The organism is Pseudomonas sp. Marseille-Q1929, from assembly GCF_017316265.1.
Lineage (GTDB): Bacteria > Pseudomonadota > Gammaproteobacteria > Pseudomonadales > Pseudomonadaceae > Aquipseudomonas.
Genome location: NZ_JAFLWU010000002.1, coordinates 412,444 through 429,568, shown reverse-complemented (window position 1 = coordinate 429,568; position 17,125 = coordinate 412,444). Strand labels below are relative to the sequence as shown.

Here is a 17,125-nt window from a genome sequence, read left to right as displayed (position 1 = left end):
ACAGGGGTTGGGGGTTGGCTGTAAGGCTTTAAAACTGCGGGGTGTAGGTCATGGTGAACATCACATTACGCGGGTCACCATAGTAGTTACTGCCCCAATTCGCGTTATACGCCGGGATGTAGTACTTCTTGTCGAACATATTGTTCAAGTTCGCCGCCACGGTGAATTCCTGGTTGATCTTGTACGCCACCCGCGAATCCCACAGCGCGTTGCCCGGCACGCTGAACGTGCGGTCGTAGGCCTCGGTGCTGCTTTGCGCGGTCACGCCGGCGCCGACGCTGAATTTCTGCCAGTCACCCGGCAACTGGTAATCACCCCAGACCTTGAGCAAATGCTTGGGCGTCCAGGTGCTGAAGATCTTGCCTTCGTAGTCGTCGTCCTTGAGGAATTTGGTGGTGTTGTAGGTGTAGCTGGAATTGAGCTGCAACCCCGGCAGTACTTCGCCGCTCAACGTGGCTTCAAAACCCTGGCTGCGGACTTTGCCCGAGGCCACCGAGCAGTACCAACCGTTGCAGTTTTGCGGCCCTTGCAGGTCCTGGGCAGCGCGGTTTTCCTGGTCGTAGCGGAAGATCGCAAACGAGGTGTTGAGGCGGCCATCGGCCAATTCGCCCTTGATCCCCAGCTCATAGTTCTTGCCTTCGATGGGTTTGAGGATCGCGTGGGACGTGGTTTGGTTGGTCTGTGGTTCAAACGCGTCGGCGTAGCTGGCGTAGGCCGACCATTGGTCGTTCAGTTCATAGACCAGGCCGGTGTACGGCGTGACCTTGCCGTTGGTTTGGGTAGTGCTGGCTTCAGGCGCGCCATAAGTCCCCTTGATACCGCTCTGGCCGATGTAGGAGAAGTCATACCAGCTGGTGCGCGCGCCGACGATCAGGGTCAACGGGTCCAGCAGCTTCACGCGCCAGGTGCCATAGATGCCTTTCTGGCGAACGTCATACCAGCTCTTGGACCCCCAACCGTCCCTGAACAGTTGGTATTTGTCGCGCTGCGGACGGTTGTGGTCGATGTTGAAGATATCCGCACCCGGCGTTGCCGCCCGCGCCCACAGGTCGTCGGTGGTGAGCTTGGAATAGTTGGCGCCCAGGATCATTTCCTGCTGGAAACCCAGGCCGTCGAACTTGCCATCGACGTACACATCCGCGCCGCGGCTCTTGGTGTTGAAGTCGGTGACCCAATCGATATAGCGCACGCTGCCGCCGCCGTTGGGGATGGTATCCCACGTCGCCTGGTAGGTTGCGTCGTTGTGCTCGTCCATGGCCACCAACGCGGCCTTCACCTTCCAGTCATCGTTGAAGCGATGCTCCAAGTCAGCGAAGACTTGGGTCTGGTTGTTGACGTTGCGGTTCCAGCTGGCGCCGACAAAGGTCGAGCGCGGCAGGCCGATGTCGCTGCCGTCAGCGTAACGCGGCAACGACATGAAGTTGGGCCGCGAATGGCCTTTCTGGTTGCTGATGCCGACGCCGACGGTGGTGTCTGCCGTGAAGTCGTAGTCCACCGCCGCGTAGACCGTCTGATTCCAGCCGCCGGCGTAGTCGACAAAGGAGTCGGTGGTGTCGTAATCCGCCACAAAGCGGCCGCGCAAGGTGCCTTCGGCATTCATCGGGCCGCCGACGTCGACTTGAGTGCCGTAGTGGTCCCACGAACCGGCCTTGGCGGTGATGGTCACCGTGGGCGCCTGCTGGCCGCGTTTGCGCACCAGGTTCATGGTGCCGCCGGGGCTGTTGGCGCCTTGCAGCAACGCGGCCGGGCCACGCAGGGTTTCGACGCGGTCGTAGATCGCCATGTTTTCGGTGAGGTAGCTGCCCAGCGTGTAGGTGTTACGCGGGATGCCTACGCCATCGTATTGCAGGGTGCCGATCTCGAAACCCCGGGAGAAGATAAACATGCCGGGACCGGGGGATTTGGTCGCGGTCAGGCCGGGAGTGCGCTTGACCACTTCGGACAGTTTGGTGGTGTTCTGGTCATCCATTTGCTTGCGGGTCATGACGCTGACCGATTGCGGGATGTCCTTGAGTTTCTGCTCGCCCTTGCCCAGGGTCACCGCGCCGGTGGTGTAGGAACCCGTACCTTCAGTGGTAGCCCCGAGGCGTTCGGCGCTGATGGTGGTGGCGCCGACTTCAAGGGCTCCGCCGCTGGCCACGGGTTTTTCCAGGGTCACGGTATCGGCATTGATAAACGCCGCGTTCAACCCCGTGCCGCCCAACAGCAAGCCAAGGGCCTCGCGTTGGCCCAAGTTGCCGCGCACACCTGGGGATGTCACACCTTGGGTCAACTCACCGGACACCAACACCTGAATCCGCGTCACCGCCGAAAACGCCGCCAACGCGCCGTCCAGGCTTTGCCCCGGAATATCGAAGCGGTAAGTCTGGGCCTGCGTGGTCTCAGCGGCCTGCAAGTACAGCGGCGCAATGCCGCTGGCCATGGAAATGGCCAGTGCCAGCAAGGGCCGTGTGGCGTATCGGTGTGCCATGGTTGGTGCTCCCCGGTGCAAAAAAAGTCGGTGATCGGCGCCGCACTACTTGAGAGTGCTTACTATTTACGCCTCAGTGATCAAGGACGATGCCCTGTGGGAAAACCCTGAAAATATTTTGAGAAAGTTGCACTCAGGACGCTTTGCCTTCGCGCAACACCAGCAAATACGGGGTGTAGTGCTCGGCGCGCAGGTTGAGGGTGTATTCCAGCGCCTTGATCACCGCGTCGGGCTTGTCGATTTCAAACACGCCGGAGACCACGCGATTGCGCAGCGCATCACCGAGCACCAGCGTCTTGCCAGGCCAGTAGCGATTCAACTCGCTGACCACTTCCGACAAAGGCTGCTGACGAAACACCAGTTGCCGCTGGCGCCAGGCAAAACCGCTGGCCGGGTCGAAGCCGTGAACCTCGGCAAGGTGCTGACCCTGATACTCCACCGCCCGCCCCGGCTCCAGATACACCAGCGTGCCGCTGCCCGCACTGACCTGCACCTTGCCCTGGGCCACTTGCACCCGCGTCTGTGCATCGCGGCGCGCCACGCTGAACTGGGTGCCGACCACCTTGACCCAGCCATCACCGGACTGCACCACGAACGGCCGCGTCGGGTCCTTGGTCACGCTGAAAAAACCTTCGCCCCTCAGCAGACGAATCTGACGCTCACCGCCGCTCATGCGCACTTGAATCGCGCTGTCGGTGTTGAGTTGCAGCTGGGAGCCATCGGCCAATTCCACCGTGCGCGACTCGCCGGTGCCGGTGGCGTAGTCCGCGCGCAGGCGGTCGAGCCAGGGCGTGTTTTGCACGGTCAGCCCAACCGCCAGCAACACCGCGGCGGCACACGCCCAACGCCGCAGTGGTTTGCGCCAGGCGGCCTGTTCGGCGCGGCGGATCACCCGGGCCGGCTCACGCAGGCCGCCGAGCAGCGCTTGCACTTCCTGCCAGGCGTCATCCTGGGCTTGGCCTTGCCCGAGCCAGGCGGCGAAGGCGTCCATTTCAGCCGGTGTCACGTCCTCGGCCTGTAGGCGGAAATACCAGCCGGACGCCTGTTCAAACAGCGCGTCGGCAGTGGGTGTGGCGCTCATGTCCGACGTCCTTGTGCATCGCAGGCAAGCCGCGTCTTGATGTACGCGCGGCATTCAATCAAGGCGCGACGCAATTGGTATTCCACACTGCGCGGGGTGATCGACAGACGTTCGCCAATCTCGCGGTAGGAAAGTTCGTCGACATGATAGAGCAGGAAGATCTGCCGAGTCGCTTCGGGCAACGCCAGGATCGCGTCCTGCATCAATTGTTCCTGTTGGTAGGCGGCCAGTTGTTCGTCGGCACCAGGGTTGCTGCACGGCAGCTCTTCGCTGGGCTCGCCGGCGTCCAGGCGCTCACGGCGGATGGCCTGGCGCTGGTGATCGCGCACCAGGTTGCTGGCGATGGTGAAGAGAAAGGCTGGGAGGTTGTCGATCTTCTCGCCGGAGTCCAGGCGCGCCAGGCGCAGGAAGGATTCCTGGGTCAGGTCGGCGGCCACTTGGGCGCTGCCGGTGCGGCGGGTAACGAAGGCTTCGAGGGCTTTCTTCTGCTCCGCGAACAGGCGCGCGATCTGCGAATTCCAGGAGAGCACGGCACTACCTTGAGATGAACGAGAGGTTCAGGAGGTGTGCACGCTAGCAGAGGATGAGATTGGTTCGCAATTGATATCTATTTTTTACTGTGGGTTATGCGGTGTTCTTGAGGGAGCTATCGCAGGCAAGCCAGCTCCCACATTTTGACCGTGTGAACCCGATCAAGTGTGGGAGCTGGCTTGCCTGCGATAAGGGCAACTCGGTGTTACTGAATCTCCTCAGGCTTCACAATCACCCAATTCTTGTCCGCCGTCACCGCCAGCCCTTCCTTGGCCTGCGCCGCCGCGTGCTTGGCGATCATGCCATTGAGCTGGGTCATGTACTTGTCCTTGCGATTGATCCACAAGTGCACGCCACCCTTGGCCACGTCCACATCGTGAAACAGCATGTAGCCATCGCTCGTTGGCGTGTCGCCGCCCACCAGCACCGGTTTTTTCCATTCGTCGATGTAGGTAAGGATTGCCGCGTGCTTGCCGGCCATCCAGGTCGCCGGGGTCCACAGGTAGGGCGTAAGTTCCAGGCCAAGGTTGGCCTTCTCGTCATATTTACCGGCGCTGATCTGTTTGCGTGCAGTGGTCAGCTCGCCGGTCTTGCGGTCCTTGAGCAGGGTAGTCACGCCGATGACGTTCTCGGGTTTGACGTTGTAGCCGTACTTCGGATCAGCCGCGACCATGCGCACCAGCTCTTCCGAGGCGGCGGTCATCACGTACACGTCGATGCCGTTTTCCATCAGTTTGTTGTACAGCTCCTGCTGGCCGGTGAAGATTTTCGGCGGCTGCACTTCAGACTTTTTCACCACCTCGCCTTCGAAATAGCTGACCGGCACCGGCTTGCCGGACGCCATCAGCTCGTCGACCTGGACCTTGAGTTCCTTGAGGGTGAAGCCGGAAAACACTTGGGCGACCCACGGGTAGCAGACCATGTCGTCCACTTCGCAAAGGCGATAGTAGTAACTGAACAGGCTCTCTTTGTGCTCGGCGGTGTCTTTGAACGGCATCAGCTTGAGCGACGGATCGAGGCTGTCGCGGGTGATCAGGCCCTTGTTTTCCATGTAGGGCAGCAGGGATTCTTCAAGGTCGTAGCGGTAACTGGTGTTGTCCATGTCGAACACCGCGAAGTTGCCCTTGTTGGCGTTGGCGGCGATCATCTCGTCTAGTTGCTTGGCCGCCGGGGCGGGCCAGTGTTTCAACTCGGTGGCGGCCATGGCGTGGCCGGCAAGGCCCAGGCACAGTGCGGCGGCAAACAGTCTCGACGCGAGCTTCATATGCGTTTTCTCCCTGAGTGAAAAACCTCGACGCTAACAAATCCCTGTGACAGTTACCGCCCGAGCGCGACCGCTTGCGTCCTGATCCCGCCAACCGCATATGCCTGAGCGTCAAACGCTTATTCCAAAAACGACAGTCACCATTCCATATCGGTATTAAATCAATATATTTCAAGCTGTTAGGCTTTCCGGTTCGCAATCGCAGGCTCACGCGATTGGCAGCCTCTGACGGAGCTTCAATGAATCTGCCCCTGATTCTCAACTTACTGGTGTTCGTGGCCCTGTTACTGGGCCTGGCACAAACCCGCCGCACCAACTGGAGCCTCGCCAAGAAGGTGCTGTTCGCCCTGGCCTTGGGCGTGGCGTTTGGTGTGGCGCTTCATACCATTTACGGCGCCGGCAACCCGGTGCTCAAGGCGTCCATCGGCTGGTTCGACCTGGTCGGCAATGGCTACGTGCAATTGCTGCAAATGATCGTGATCCCGCTGGTATTTGCCTCGATCCTCAGCGCTGTGGCCCGCCTGCATAACGCAGCGTCCCTGGGCAAGATCAGCTTCCTGACCATCGGCACCCTGCTGTTCACCACCGCGATTGCGGCGCTGATCGGTATCGGCCTGACCAACCTGTTCGGCCTCACCGCCGAAGGTCTGGTGGCCGGCACCCAGGAAATGGCGCGCCTGCAAGTGATCCAGAGCGATTACGCGGGCAAGGTCGCCGACCTGAATATCCCGCAGCTGCTGCTGTCGTTCGTGCCGTCCAACCCGTTCGCCGACCTGGCGCGGGCCAAGCCGACATCGATCATCAGCGTGGTGATTTTCGCCGCGTTCCTGGGGGTTGCCGCACTGCAACTGCTCAAGGATGACGTGGAAAAAGGCCAGAAAGTCCTCAACGCCATCGACACCCTGCAAGCCTGGGTGATGCGCCTGGTGCGCCTGGTGATGAAGCTCACGCCCTACGGTGTATTGGCGCTGATGACCAAGGTGGTCGCCGGCTCCAACCTGCAAGACATCATCAAGCTCGGCAGTTTCGTCGTGGTGTCGTACCTGGCCCTGGGCCTGATGTTTGTGGTGCACGGCCTGCTGCTGTCCCTGGCCGGGATCAACCCGCTGCGCTTCTTCCGTAAGGTGTGGCCGGTGCTGACGTTTGCCTTCACCAGCCGCTCCAGCGCGGCGGCGATTCCGTTGAGCATCGAGGCACAGACCCGTCGCCTGGGTATCCCGCAGTCCATCGCCGGCTTCGCCGCCTCGTTTGGCGCGACCATCGGCCAGAACGGTTGCGCGGGTCTTTATCCGGCGATGTTGGCGGTGATGGTAGCGCCGACCGTCGGCATCAACCCGCTGGACCCGCTGTGGATCGCGACCCTGGTGGCGATTGTGACCTTGAGTTCGGCCGGTGTGGCCGGCGTGGGCGGCGGCGCGACGTTTGCCGCGCTGATCGTGCTGCCGACGATGGGCTTGCCGGTGTCACTGGTGGCGTTGCTGATTTCCGTGGAGCCGCTGATCGACATGGGCCGCACGGCACTGAACGTGAACGGTTCGATGACGGCGGGGGCGATTACCAGCCAGATCATGGGGCAGACGGATAAGGCGTTGTTGGATGCGGATGAGCATGCTGAGTTAGCGCAGGCCTGATAGACCGCATTCGCGAGCAAGCCCGCTCCCACATTTTGATTTGTGAATACATTCAACTGTGGGAGCTGGCTTGCCTGCGATGCTCTTAAGCTCTTTCCCAGACTTCAAAGTTGTAAGCAGGCTTGTCACCTTCAGCCGGGTTCTCAACATTCGACACCAGCTTCCACTGGTTCAAATCAAACGCTGGAAACCAAGCATCCCCTTCCGGACTCAACCCCACCCGCGTCAAATACAGGCGATCCGCCTGCTCCAGCCCCTGCGCATACAACTGCGCACCGCCGATCAGCATCAGCTCATCCACGCCCTGAGCCAACGCCCACTCTTCAGCGCGCTCAACCGCCGCTTCCAGCGACGGAAAAACCTCGGCACCTTCAAGCTCAAGATCGGTCTGACGGCTGACCACCAGGTTCAAGCGCCCCGGCAACGGTCGACCGAGGGAATCCCAGGTCTTGCGCCCCATGATGATCGGCTTGCCGAGGGTGGTGGCCTTGAAATATTTGAAATCCCCCGGCAAATGCCAGGGCATGCTGTTGTCGATGCCGATCACGCGGTTTTCACCGAGGGCTGCGATCAGGCTTAAAGGGAGAGTTTTTTTCATGGCGACGAGAATACCAGAGCCACGAGCCAGGGGTTATGCTCCAGGCTCACCAACACAACAGGACGGCGCGTGACTCCCCTGCACACACTCTGGCTGACGGAAACAGTACGCCTGCGTGAAGAACACGCCGGCCCCCTGGAAGACCAGGAAGCCAACCGCCTGGCCCGCGCGGCCGGTGGCGACCTGCCGACGCGCATCCAGCAGCGTGCCCTGCACCTGGCCGAGCGCGATGGCCTGACCGTCGCCCTGACCCGCTGGCTGCAAGGCGCACGCTTGGCGTTGGTATTGCTGGCGGTCGTCGCCGTACTCAGCGGCGCGGGCCTCGCCTTCGCCGCGCTAGGCAACGGCCTGGCGCCGGTGAATGTGTTCTGGGCATTGGGCAGCCTGCTCGGCTTGAACCTGATCCTGCTGATCAGCTGGGCCTTGGGCCTGCTGTTTGCCGGCGAACACGGCGCCAGCCTCGGGCGCTTGTGGTTGTGGCTCAGCGAAAAACTCGCCCGTGACGCCAAGGCTGCGCAACTGGCGCCGGCGCTGCTGTTGCTGCTGCAACGCCAGAAACTCAATCGCTGGGCCGTGGGTGTGCTGGTCAACGGCCTGTGGCTGCTGGCATTGCTCAGTGCGCTGGTGATTCTGCTGACGCTGCTCGCAACCCGCCGCTACGGTTTCGTGTGGGAAACCACCATTCTCAGCGCCGACACCTTCGTCGCCGCCACCCAAGCCCTGGGCAGCCTGCCCGCCCTGCTCGGCTTCAACGTGCCCACTGTCGAGATGATCCGCGCCAGCGGCGATTCCGCGCTGAACATCGAAAGCGCCCGCCAAGCCTGGGCCGCGTGGCTGGTCGGCGTGTTGCTGGTGTACGGCCTGCTGCCGCGCCTGATCCTCGCCCTGCTGTGCCTGTGGCGCTGGAAACGCGGGCGCGCCGCCCTGCGCCTGGACCTCAACCTGCCCGGCTACAGCCAACTGCGTGAGCGCCTGATGCCCAGCAGCGAACGCCTTGGCGTGAGCGACGCCGCCCCGGACCAACTGCACCACGTCAGCAGTGGCGTCAGCGAACTGCAAAGCGACGGCGCCTTGCTCGTGGCCATCGAACTGGACGATCAACACCCATGGCCGCCCAAGCTGCCGGCCAACGTCAAAGACGCCGGCATCCTCGACAGCCGCGAATCGCGGCACAAACTGCTGGAACAACTCACGCGCTTCCCGCCCGCACGCCTGGCCATCGCCTGCGACCCACGGCGCTCACCGGATCGCGGCAGCCTCGCGTTGATCGCCGAACTTGCGCGCAGCGCCAGCGCAACCCGCGTGTGGCTGCTGCAAGCACCCCACGGCCAGGCGCTGGATGCCGAGCGCCTGGGCGACTGGCACACCGCGCTGCAACAGCTGGAACTGCCCTTCGCCGACTGCGCGCCGCTGAACTGGCTGGAGACCGGGCATGACTAAACCGCTGAAACTCGCCGTGGTCGGCCACACCAATGTCGGCAAGACCTCGCTGCTGCGCACGCTGACCCGCGACGTGGGCTTTGGCGAAGTGTCCCATCGCCCCAGCACCACGCGGCATGTCGAAGGTGCGCGCCTGTCGGTGGATGGCGAAGCGCTGCTGGAGCTGTACGACACGCCGGGCCTGGAAGATGCCATCGCCCTGCTCGACTACCTGGAACGCCTGGATCGCCCGGGCGAACGCCTCGACGGCCCGGCGCGCCTGGCCCGCTTTCTGGAAGGCAGCGAAGCGCGCCAGCGGTTCGAACAGGAAGCCAAGGTGCTGCGCCAACTGCTGGCCTCGGACGCCGGCCTGTATGTGATCGACGCCCGCGAGCCGGTGCTGGCCAAGTACCGCGACGAGCTGCAAGTGCTGGCCAGTTGCGGCAAGCCGTTGCTGCCGGTGCTCAACTTTGTCAGCAGCAGCGACCACCGCGAGCCGGACTGGCGTGAAGCCCTGGCCCGCCTGGGCCTGCATGCGCTGGTGCGTTTCGACAGCGTCGCGCCACCGGAAGACGGCGAGCGGCGCCTGTATGAAAGCCTCGCCCTGCTGCTGGAAAGCGCGCGGCCACAGTTGGAACGCTTGATTCTTGATCAGGAGGCCCAGCGCCAGGCCCGCCAGCAAAGTGCTGCGCGACTGATCGCAGAATTGCTGATCGACTGCGCCGCCTGTCGTCGCAGTGTGGTCACCGAAGATGAGCAACAAGCCATCGGCGACCTGCGCAAAGCCGTGCGCCAACGTGAACAGAAATGCGTGGAAGCCCTGCTCAAACTCTTCGGCTTCCGACCGCAGGACGCCGCCGCCAGCGACTTGCCCCTGCTCGACGGGCGCTGGGGCGATGACCTGTTCAACCCGGAAACCCTCAAACAACTGGGCGTGCGCGTCGGTGGTGGGATCGCCGCAGGGGCGGCGGCCGGTGCGGGCGTGGATTTGTTGGTCGGTGGATTAACGCTGGGCGCCGCCGCCCTGGCCGGTGCGATTGCCGGTGGCGCGCTGCAAACCGCGCGCAGCTATGGCAGCCGGTTGCTGGGCAAAATCAAAGGGCAACGCGAGCTGACCGTCGACGACAGCGTGCTGCGCCTGCTCGCCCTGCGCCAGCGCCAGTTGCTCAAGGCATTGAACCAGCGCGGGCATGCGGCGATGCACAGCATCAAGGTCGACACGCCCCAGGACAAAAGCTGGCGCGAAGGCAAGCTGCCGGACGCACTGCACAAGGCGCGTGCCCACCCGCAATGGTCATCCCTCAACCCCCACGCCAAGCTCAGCCAGGCCGAGCGCCAGGAACAGGTCGAAGCCTTGGCCCAGCGCCTCGACGAAACCTAAGCCGCCAACACCTGCCGCGCCTTGGCCTTGAGCAGTTCAAGGTCGAGCACCGGCACGTGCATTGCCTTGGCCTGCTCATCCCAATAACGCATGCGCAGGCTGACGGCGCAGAGCGGGTCTTGTTCGAACGCATGGGCTTCTTCGGCGCTCATCACACCGCCTTGATAGCCCAACGTGCGGCGGCTGGCTTCGCTCAGGCGCGCGTAGTAATCCGGCTGGCTGAACGTCAGATAACGCTTGGCCTGCACGTGGTATTCCACCAGCTTGGCCAGGCGCTCGCTGAACCCTGCGCGGCGCAGGTAATCCGCCCCCAGCCGCTCATGGCTGACCACGCCATAACCGCCCATGTTCGCGCCGCCTTGGCCGCACAGATGGCCGATATCGTGGAAGAACGCCGCCAGCACCACTTCATCATCGAAGCCTTCGGCCATCGCCCACTGCGCGGCCTGGGACATGTGCTCGATCTGCGATACCGGCTCGCCGATGTAATCTGCCGCGCCGTGCTGTTCATACAAGCCGAACACCTCGCCAATCGCCTGTTCCGGGCTCATCACGCCGCCCCCCACAACAGACTGATATTGCGCTCGGCCAGCGCCGGCCCGACGCTCATGCCCACACCCGTATGCATCAACGCAGCATTCACCCCCGGCGCCGCGCGCAGGAACGAAAACGGCCCCGGCCCACGTGAGCCGTACACGCCCTGCCAGCGTTCGACCACTTGAATCTTGCACCCCAAGGTCTGCTCCGCCAGCTCAATCATCCAATCATCCACCTGCTCGGCATTGAACGGCGAGGCATCGCTGCCGTAGTCGTGGGAGTCGCCGATGATCAGTTCGCCATGGGGCGTGGGACTGATCAACAGGTGGATACCGTGTTCATGCAAGTGCGGTGCTTCACGCAGGATTTGCGCCTGCACCGCAGCCGCTTCGGGCAGGTCGGCGAAGGCGCCGTAGTGCACGCAACTCAAACCGGTGAGCAACGCATGTTGCAGGTTCAAGTTCGCCGCTGGCCGCGCGCGCAGCATTTGCAGGCGGCAGATGCTCGGGTTGAGCTCTGCCATCGCGTCGGCCAGCAGGGTTTGGTAGTCATGCCCGGAGCAGACGATGATCTGCTCGCCATGAAAGCTGCCCGCCGTGGTGTGCACCCGGCCGGGTTCGACGTCGCGCACCAGGGTGGAAAAGTGGAACTCCACCTTTAGCTCGTTGCGCAGGTAGTGGATCAACGCCGGGATCGCTTCACGCGAATACAGCTGCTGGTCGTCCCGGCCATGCAGCGCAGCGCGGTGATGGCGGAACTGGCCGGCGTACAGGTCATTCAGCGCGGCGCCTTGCAGCAGCTCGACGTGGTAGCCGTGCTCCTTGGCGCGACCGGCGCAGAAGGCTTCCAGCAGATGCTCTTCGGCCTCGGTGCGGGCGAACAGGTAGGAACCGTTGCGCTTGAGTTGCAGGCCGGCGACCTGGGCCCAGTGCCCCCAGATCTCGCGGCTTTGCCGGGCCAGGTCAAGCATCGGGCCCGGTGGTTGGCCGGTGACCAGGGCCTGGCCGAAGTTGCGCACCGAGGCGCCCAGTGGTGTGGCGCTGCGTTCGAAGACCTTGACCTTGAGGCCGCGCTTGGCGGCGGCATAGGCATGGGACAGGCCGAGGATGCCGGCGCCGATGACCAGCAGGTCGGTTTGGTGTGTCATGAAGTGATGTTCCTGTACTTGAGACCGCTATCGCAGGCAAGCCAGCTCCCACATGTTGACCGTGTGAACCCGATCCAGTGTGGGAGCTGGCTTGCCTGCGATAGGGCCATCTGCCCTAACGAAAACCTTACTGACCAGCAACCTTCTCCGACTTCCCGTCATAGCGCTTACGCCACTCAGTCAGGATGCTGTCGCGATTCTTCGACGCCCAGGCAAAGTCGTTCTTGATCAAGCGCTGCTCGTAGTCCGCCGGCAATTCGGTCTGCGGCTTGGCAATCCCCGGCTGGGCGAGGACGGCAAAGTTGTCCTTGTACAAATCCATCGCAGCGGCGCTGGCAGAGAAGTCGGCGAGCTTCTTGGCCGCGTCCGCATGGGTCGTGCCCTTCATGATCGCCGTGGCTTCGATGTCCCAACCCAGGCCCTCCTTGGGCAGGATGATGTCCAGAGGCGCACCCTGGCGTTTTAGCTGCACGGCCGGGTATTCAAAGGAAATGCCGATCGGGAATTCACCCGACGCCGCCAGCTTGCACGGCTTGGAGCCGGAGTGAACGTATTGGCCGATGTTCTGGTGCAGGTCGTCCATGTACTGCCAGCCTTGCTTCTCGCCGTAGGTCTGCAACCACGCACTCACATCCAGGAAGCCGGTACCGGACGAGGCCGGGTTGGGCATGACGATCTTGCCTTTGTACTCGGGCTTGGTCAGGTCCTGCCAGCTCACGGGTTTGCTCAGGCCTTGCTTCTCGGCTTCGACGGTGTTGAAGCAGATGGTCGCGGCCCAGACGTCCATGCCGACCCAGGCCGGTGGGTTGGCCGGGTCGCGGTAGTTTTTGCCGATCTTGTCCAGGTCCTTGGGTGCGTAGTTGTCCAGCATGCCTTGCTGGTCGAGGATCGCCAGGCTGGACGCCGCCAGGCCCCAGACCGCATCGGCTTGCGGGCGGTCTTTCTCGGCCAGCAGCTTGGCGGTGATGATGCCGGTGGAGTCGCGCACCCACTTGATCTCGATGTCCGGGTTGGCCTTTTCGAACGCTTGCTTGTAGGTCTTCAACTGCTCGGCTTCGAGGGCCGTGTACACGGTGAGGTCGGTCTTGGCGAAGGCATTCAGGCTGAATGCAGACAGTACGGCAGCGACCAGCGCCAGGGGCTTGAACATGGAACACCTCCTATCGGGATTATTGGCCGGGCGCGGTCTGGCGCCAGGCTTGGGAGCGACGCAGGGCGCCACGGGAAGCCCACGCCAGCAGCAGCGAGACGCCGGCCGAGGTGAACAGGATCAGGGTCGACATGGCCGCCGCACCGCCCACGTTGCCGGCGTCGTCCATGTTCAGCACGGCGACGGCGGCGAGGATGGTGTCGGGGCTGTAGAGGAAGATTGCGGCGGACACCGTGGTCATCGCCGACACAAACAGGTAGCGCACGATGTCCAGCAAGGCCGGCAGGCAGATCGGCACCGTGACTTTCAGATAGTGGCGGTACAGCGGCGCCTTGAGGGACAGCGCGGCGGCTTCGAACTCGGCGTCCAGTTGGCGCAACGCGGTGGTGGCGGTCATCTGTGCGGTGGTCAGGTAGTGCGCAATGGTGCACACCACCAGCAGGGTCATGGTCCCGTAGAACACATGCAGCGGGTTGCCGTTGAGGTTGAAAAAGAACACGTAGCCCAGGCCCAGCACCAACCCCGGCACGGCCATCGGCACGAAGCTGAGCATGCGCAGCGCGAGGTTGAGGCCCTTCTGGCCCTTGGTCTTTTCCATCAGGTAGGCGCCGGTAAAGATCAGCACGCTGCCGATCAACGCGGTGCACAAGGCCATGGTCAGGCTGTTGCGATAGGCCAGCCAGCCGCCGCCGGCGGTGTCTTCAAACTGGTAGTGGTTCAGCGACAGCGACAGGTTGTACGGCCAGAATTTTACCAGCGAGGAGTACACCGCCATGCCGAACACCAGCAGCAAGACCGCGCAGATCAGCAGGACGATGGCCAGGTAGCAGGCGTCTCTTACGCGTGAAGGCACCGGCTGGAACACTTGCGCGCGGCCGCTCATGGCATCGCCGTGGCGACGGCGCAACCACGCATCCACACCAAAGCTGAACAGTGCCGGCAGCAGCAACACCATGCCGATCAACGCGCCGCGACCGAACTGTTGCTGGCCGACCACAGCCTTGTAGGCTTCCAGTGCCAGCACTTGATAATCACCGCCCACCACCACGGGCACGCCGAAGTCGGTGATGGTCAGGGTAAACACCAGGCAGAACGCGGCGAACACGGCCTGGCGCGTGGCCGGCCAGGTAATGCTACGAAACGCCCGGGCCGGGCTGGCGCCCATGCTGGAGGCGGCGTCGAACAGGCGCGCATCCGCCAGGGACAACGCCGACAGCAGGATCATCAGGGCGTGTGGGAAGGTGTAGATCACCTCACCCAGAACAATCCCCCAGAAGCCGTAGATATTGTCCGAGAGCAAGCCGCGCAACATGCCCTGGTTGCCGAACAAATAGACCAGCGCAATCCCCGGCAGCATCGACGGCGCCATCAACGGCAGCAGCGACAGGCCGCGCCAGATCGCCTTGCCGGGAATCAGCGTGCGTTGCAGCGCGTAGGCAAACAGGTAGGCCAACGGTACGACAATTGCCGCGACGCTGAGGGAAACTTTCAGACTATTGCCGAGCAGCCAGTGGAAGTTGGCGCTGGCGATTAATTCTTGAGCAGCGACCAGACCGCCGCCCTGCCCGGCCTCGCTGCTGAAACCGCGCCAGAAGATCGCCAGCAATGGCAGCAAGACGGCGACGCCCAGCAAGCACAGCCAGAGCAGTTTGCCGCCGACCACAAACAGTCGGTCGCCCAGTTCGGCACGGGAAGCCTGGCGCGCGGCCGGCAAGGTCATGACAGCGCCCATCTCAGGCAAACACCTGCAGGCTGCGCGGCGGCAGGGCCACCCAGATGTCCTGGGCGCCCAGGCGTGGCATGGCTTCGGGCGCGAGTTCGGCCAGCAGCGCATGACCCGGCAGTTGCTCCAATTCAAAGCTCATGCGGCAGCGATTGCCGAGAAAGGTGATCTCGCGGACCTTGGCCGGAAACAGGTTTTCTTCATGCACCGGCGGGTTGACGCTGATGGCTTCCGGGCGGCAGAACAAACGCCCGGACTTGGCCACGCCGGCATCATCGGCCAGGCGCATATTCATCCCGCCGACCTGAGCATGGCTGGCGCTGTTGCGGCTGAAGGGCAGCCAATTGCCCTGGCCGACAAACTCCGCCACAAACGGCGTGGCCGGGCGGTCGTAGATTTCCTGGGGCGTGGCGTATTGCTCGACCTTGCCGTTGTTCATCACAGCGATGCGGTCGGCCATCAACATGGCCTCGTCCTGGTTGTGGGTGACCATCAGCGTGGTGATACCCAGGCGCCGCTGCAGTTGGCGCAGCTCGGTGCACAGATGCTCACGCACCCGGGCGTCGAGGGCCGACATTGGCTCATCCAGCAGCAACAACGAAGGGGCCGGCGCCAAGGCGCGGGCCAACGCCACACGTTGTTGCTGGCCACCGGAGAGTTGGCCGGGGTATTTCTTTTCGCTGCCCAGCAGGCCCACCAGTTCCAGCATCTGCCCGACGCGCTGGCGCACTTCGTCGCGGCCACTGCCGGTGAGGCCGTAGCCGATGTTCGCTTCGACGGTCAGGTTGGGAAACAGCGCGTAGGACTGGAACAAGATGCCGTAGTCCCGCGCCTGGGGCGGCAGCAGGGAAACGTCGCGGTTGCCCAGGTAAAGTTCACCGCTGTCCTGACGCTCCAGGCCGGCGATGCAGCGCAGCAAAGTGGTCTTGCCACAGCCGGATGGGCCCAGCAGGCACACCAGCTCACCGGCGGCGACGTCCAGGGACACGTTGTCCAGCGCCGTGAAGGCGCCGAAGCGTTTCTGCACATTGCGCACCTTCATCGGTGCGCCGGGTTGGGTCAGGGCAGTGTTCATGCAAGGCACCTCATCAAACGGATGAAGGCCATGCTAGGTAGGGAATGCGTCGCTGGTGTGGCAGGAAGGCAAAAGGTGGTGATAGTGGTATTGGTGGATTTGGGTAGGGGTTGGGGAGATGGGTTGTCTGGGCGGGCCTCATCGCGGGCAAGCCCGCTCCCACATTTGACCGGGTTCACACATCACCCTGTGGGAGCTGGCTTGCCTGCGATAGCGGCCTGAAGGCCACCAACCAGTTTCAGAGGGGCGACATTTCCTGCGCCAACCCCAGAAACGCCGCCGGCAATCGCGCGCCTTTGCGTTCCTTGAGGCAGTACAAATACTCCGGGATCTGCGGCGCATTCTCGATGGTCAGCACGCGCAACTGCGGGTCATGGGGCACTTCCTGGCGCGCAATGATGCTGATGCCGATATTGCGCAACACCGCCTCGCGGATCGACTCGCGGCTGCCGATTTCCAGCAGCGGCCCGTAGCTCACGTTGGCGCCGTGCAACATCGCTTCCGTCAACCGCCGTGTGGTCGAACCCGCTTCGCGCATCAACAAGGTGTGCCCGGCCAGCGCGCTGAGGGGCACATGGTCGAGCTTGGCCAGGGGATGGTCGCGATGTACGGCCAGCACCAGCGGGTCGGTGCCGAGCACGCGGCGGACCAGGCGCGGGTCTTCCAGCAGTTGCGAGGACGCGGCGACATCCACGCGGTAGTCGTCCAGCGCTTCCAGCACCTGCTGGGAGTTGCCGATTTCCACCGACACTTCCACTTGCGGCAGGCGTTCGCGAAAGGCTTTGACCAGGTCGAGGATGTAATACGGCGCCGTCGCGGCGATGCGCAAGGCGCCCTGGACCTGGCCGTTGTTGCGCAGGAAAAACTCGATGTCCGCTTCCTGCTGCAACAGCGCCTTGACCATCGGCAGCAGCCGCGCGCCTTCGTCGCTGACGGTGAGGCGGCGCCCGCCGCGGTAGAACAGCTCGACGCCGTACTGGCTTTCCAGGTTGCGGATCTGCGTGGTGACGGTGGGCTGGCTGAGGCCGAGTTTTTTCGCCGCCTGGGTAATGCTGCCCAGTCGCGCGACCATGAAAAACGCCTTTAGCTCAGCACTCAGCACACCACCCTCTCATCAT

The 17,125-nt window shown here is 63.1% G+C and carries 14 protein-coding genes; 3 read left to right on the top strand and 11 right to left on the bottom strand.

Features of this window, described 5'->3' with window-relative positions; translation table 11 throughout:
• Nucleotides 1-28: 28 nt before the first annotated feature.
• From J1G37_RS05405 to J1G37_RS05390, 4 genes are all read right to left on the bottom strand, one after another.
• Entirely contained in the window at nucleotides 29-2,470 is a 2,442-nt protein-coding gene (locus tag J1G37_RS05405; RefSeq protein WP_207040448.1) for a TonB-dependent siderophore receptor, read from the bottom strand.
• A 133-nt stretch (nucleotides 2,471-2,603) separates the two neighbouring features.
• Nucleotides 2,604-3,551, bottom strand: a complete 948-nt coding sequence (locus J1G37_RS05400; protein ID WP_207040447.1) for a FecR family protein — start codon at nucleotides 3,549-3,551, stop codon at nucleotides 2,604-2,606.
• Nucleotides 3,548-4,081: an RNA polymerase sigma factor gene (locus J1G37_RS05395; protein ID WP_124526787.1), complete on the bottom strand. Its 534-nt coding sequence runs from the start codon at nucleotides 4,079-4,081 to the stop codon at nucleotides 3,548-3,550. Before J1G37_RS05395 ends, J1G37_RS05400 begins: the two co-directional genes overlap by 4 nt.
• A gap of 206 nt (nucleotides 4,082-4,287) precedes the next feature.
• Nucleotides 4,288-5,286, bottom strand: a complete 999-nt coding sequence (locus J1G37_RS05390) for a haloacid dehalogenase-like hydrolase (RefSeq protein WP_207040531.1) — start codon at nucleotides 5,284-5,286, stop codon at nucleotides 4,288-4,290.
• A gap of 299 nt (nucleotides 5,287-5,585) precedes the next feature.
• Between J1G37_RS05390 and J1G37_RS05385 the strand changes: the two genes are divergently transcribed.
• Nucleotides 5,586-6,977, top strand: coding sequence for an L-cystine transporter (locus J1G37_RS05385; RefSeq protein ID WP_207040446.1), 1,392 nt, complete (start codon nucleotides 5,586-5,588; stop codon nucleotides 6,975-6,977).
• A gap of 85 nt (nucleotides 6,978-7,062) precedes the next feature.
• On the opposite strand, the gene J1G37_RS05380 is transcribed toward J1G37_RS05385, so the two are convergent.
• Nucleotides 7,063-7,575, bottom strand: a complete 513-nt coding sequence (locus J1G37_RS05380) for a dihydrofolate reductase (protein ID WP_207040445.1) — start codon at nucleotides 7,573-7,575, stop codon at nucleotides 7,063-7,065.
• Nucleotides 7,576-7,644: 69 nt separating this feature from the next.
• On the opposite strand from J1G37_RS05380, the gene J1G37_RS05375 reads away from it, so the two are divergent.
• Complete coding sequence (locus tag J1G37_RS05375) at nucleotides 7,645-9,015, top strand: DUF2868 domain-containing protein (RefSeq protein ID WP_207040444.1); 1,371 nt, start codon at nucleotides 7,645-7,647, stop codon at nucleotides 9,013-9,015.
• Nucleotides 9,008-10,375, top strand: coding sequence for a DUF3482 domain-containing protein (locus tag J1G37_RS05370; protein WP_207040443.1), 1,368 nt, complete (start codon nucleotides 9,008-9,010; stop codon nucleotides 10,373-10,375). The genes J1G37_RS05375 and J1G37_RS05370 overlap by 8 nt, the downstream gene beginning before the upstream one ends.
• On the opposite strand, the gene J1G37_RS05365 is transcribed toward J1G37_RS05370, so the two are convergent.
• The 6 genes from J1G37_RS05365 to J1G37_RS05340 form a co-directional block, all read right to left on the bottom strand.
• A complete protein-coding gene (locus J1G37_RS05365; protein WP_207040442.1) occupies nucleotides 10,372-10,926 on the bottom strand; it encodes a phosphonate degradation HD-domain oxygenase in 555 nt (184 codons plus the stop codon). The genes J1G37_RS05370 and J1G37_RS05365 overlap by 4 nt on opposite strands.
• On the bottom strand, nucleotides 10,926-12,059 hold the full coding sequence (locus J1G37_RS05360) for a TIGR03364 family FAD-dependent oxidoreductase (RefSeq protein WP_207040441.1): 1,134 nt from the start codon (nucleotides 12,057-12,059) through the stop codon (nucleotides 10,926-10,928). The genes J1G37_RS05365 and J1G37_RS05360 overlap by 1 nt, the downstream gene beginning before the upstream one ends.
• A 127-nt stretch (nucleotides 12,060-12,186) precedes the next feature.
• Complete coding sequence (locus J1G37_RS05355) at nucleotides 12,187-13,209, bottom strand: putative 2-aminoethylphosphonate ABC transporter substrate-binding protein (RefSeq protein ID WP_207040440.1); 1,023 nt, start codon at nucleotides 13,207-13,209, stop codon at nucleotides 12,187-12,189.
• Between the two features lie 19 nt (nucleotides 13,210-13,228).
• A complete protein-coding gene (locus tag J1G37_RS05350; RefSeq protein ID WP_207040439.1) occupies nucleotides 13,229-14,941 on the bottom strand; it encodes a putative 2-aminoethylphosphonate ABC transporter permease subunit in 1,713 nt (570 codons plus the stop codon).
• 1 nt (nucleotide 14,942) lies between these two features.
• Entirely contained in the window at nucleotides 14,943-16,007 is a 1,065-nt protein-coding gene (locus tag J1G37_RS05345) for a putative 2-aminoethylphosphonate ABC transporter ATP-binding protein (RefSeq protein ID WP_017734749.1), read from the bottom strand.
• Nucleotides 16,008-16,245: 238 nt separating this feature from the next.
• Nucleotides 16,246-17,109 (bottom strand): LysR family transcriptional regulator, encoded by an 864-nt coding sequence (locus J1G37_RS05340; protein ID WP_124526798.1) that lies wholly within the window; start codon nucleotides 17,107-17,109, stop codon nucleotides 16,246-16,248.
• Nucleotides 17,110-17,125 lie beyond the last annotated feature (16 nt).

Coding starts and splice junctions, on each gene's coding strand:
- J1G37_RS05405 (WP_207040448.1), bottom strand. CDS start 2,470: ATGGCACACCGATACGCCACACGGCCCTTGCTGGCACTGGCCATTTCC.
- J1G37_RS05400 (WP_207040447.1), bottom strand. CDS start 3,551: ATGAGCGCCACACCCACTGCCGACGCGCTGTTTGAACAGGCGTCCGGC.
- J1G37_RS05390 (WP_207040531.1), bottom strand. CDS start 5,286: ATGGCCGCCACCGAGTTGAAACACTGGCCCGCCCCGGCGGCCAAGCAA.
- J1G37_RS05385 (WP_207040446.1), top strand. CDS start 5,586: ATGAATCTGCCCCTGATTCTCAACTTACTGGTGTTCGTGGCCCTGTTA.
- J1G37_RS05380 (WP_207040445.1), bottom strand. CDS start 7,575: ATGAAAAAAACTCTCCCTTTAAGCCTGATCGCAGCCCTCGGTGAAAAC.
- J1G37_RS05370 (WP_207040443.1), top strand. CDS start 9,008: ATGACTAAACCGCTGAAACTCGCCGTGGTCGGCCACACCAATGTCGGC.
- J1G37_RS05365 (WP_207040442.1), bottom strand. CDS start 10,926: ATGAGCCCGGAACAGGCGATTGGCGAGGTGTTCGGCTTGTATGAACAG.
- J1G37_RS05360 (WP_207040441.1), bottom strand. CDS start 12,059: ATGACACACCAAACCGACCTGCTGGTCATCGGCGCCGGCATCCTCGGC.
- J1G37_RS05355 (WP_207040440.1), bottom strand. CDS start 13,209: ATGTTCAAGCCCCTGGCGCTGGTCGCTGCCGTACTGTCTGCATTCAGC.
- J1G37_RS05350 (WP_207040439.1), bottom strand. CDS start 14,941: ATGGGCGCTGTCATGACCTTGCCGGCCGCGCGCCAGGCTTCCCGTGCC.
- J1G37_RS05345 (WP_017734749.1), bottom strand. CDS start 16,007: ATGAACACTGCCCTGACCCAACCCGGCGCACCGATGAAGGTGCGCAAT.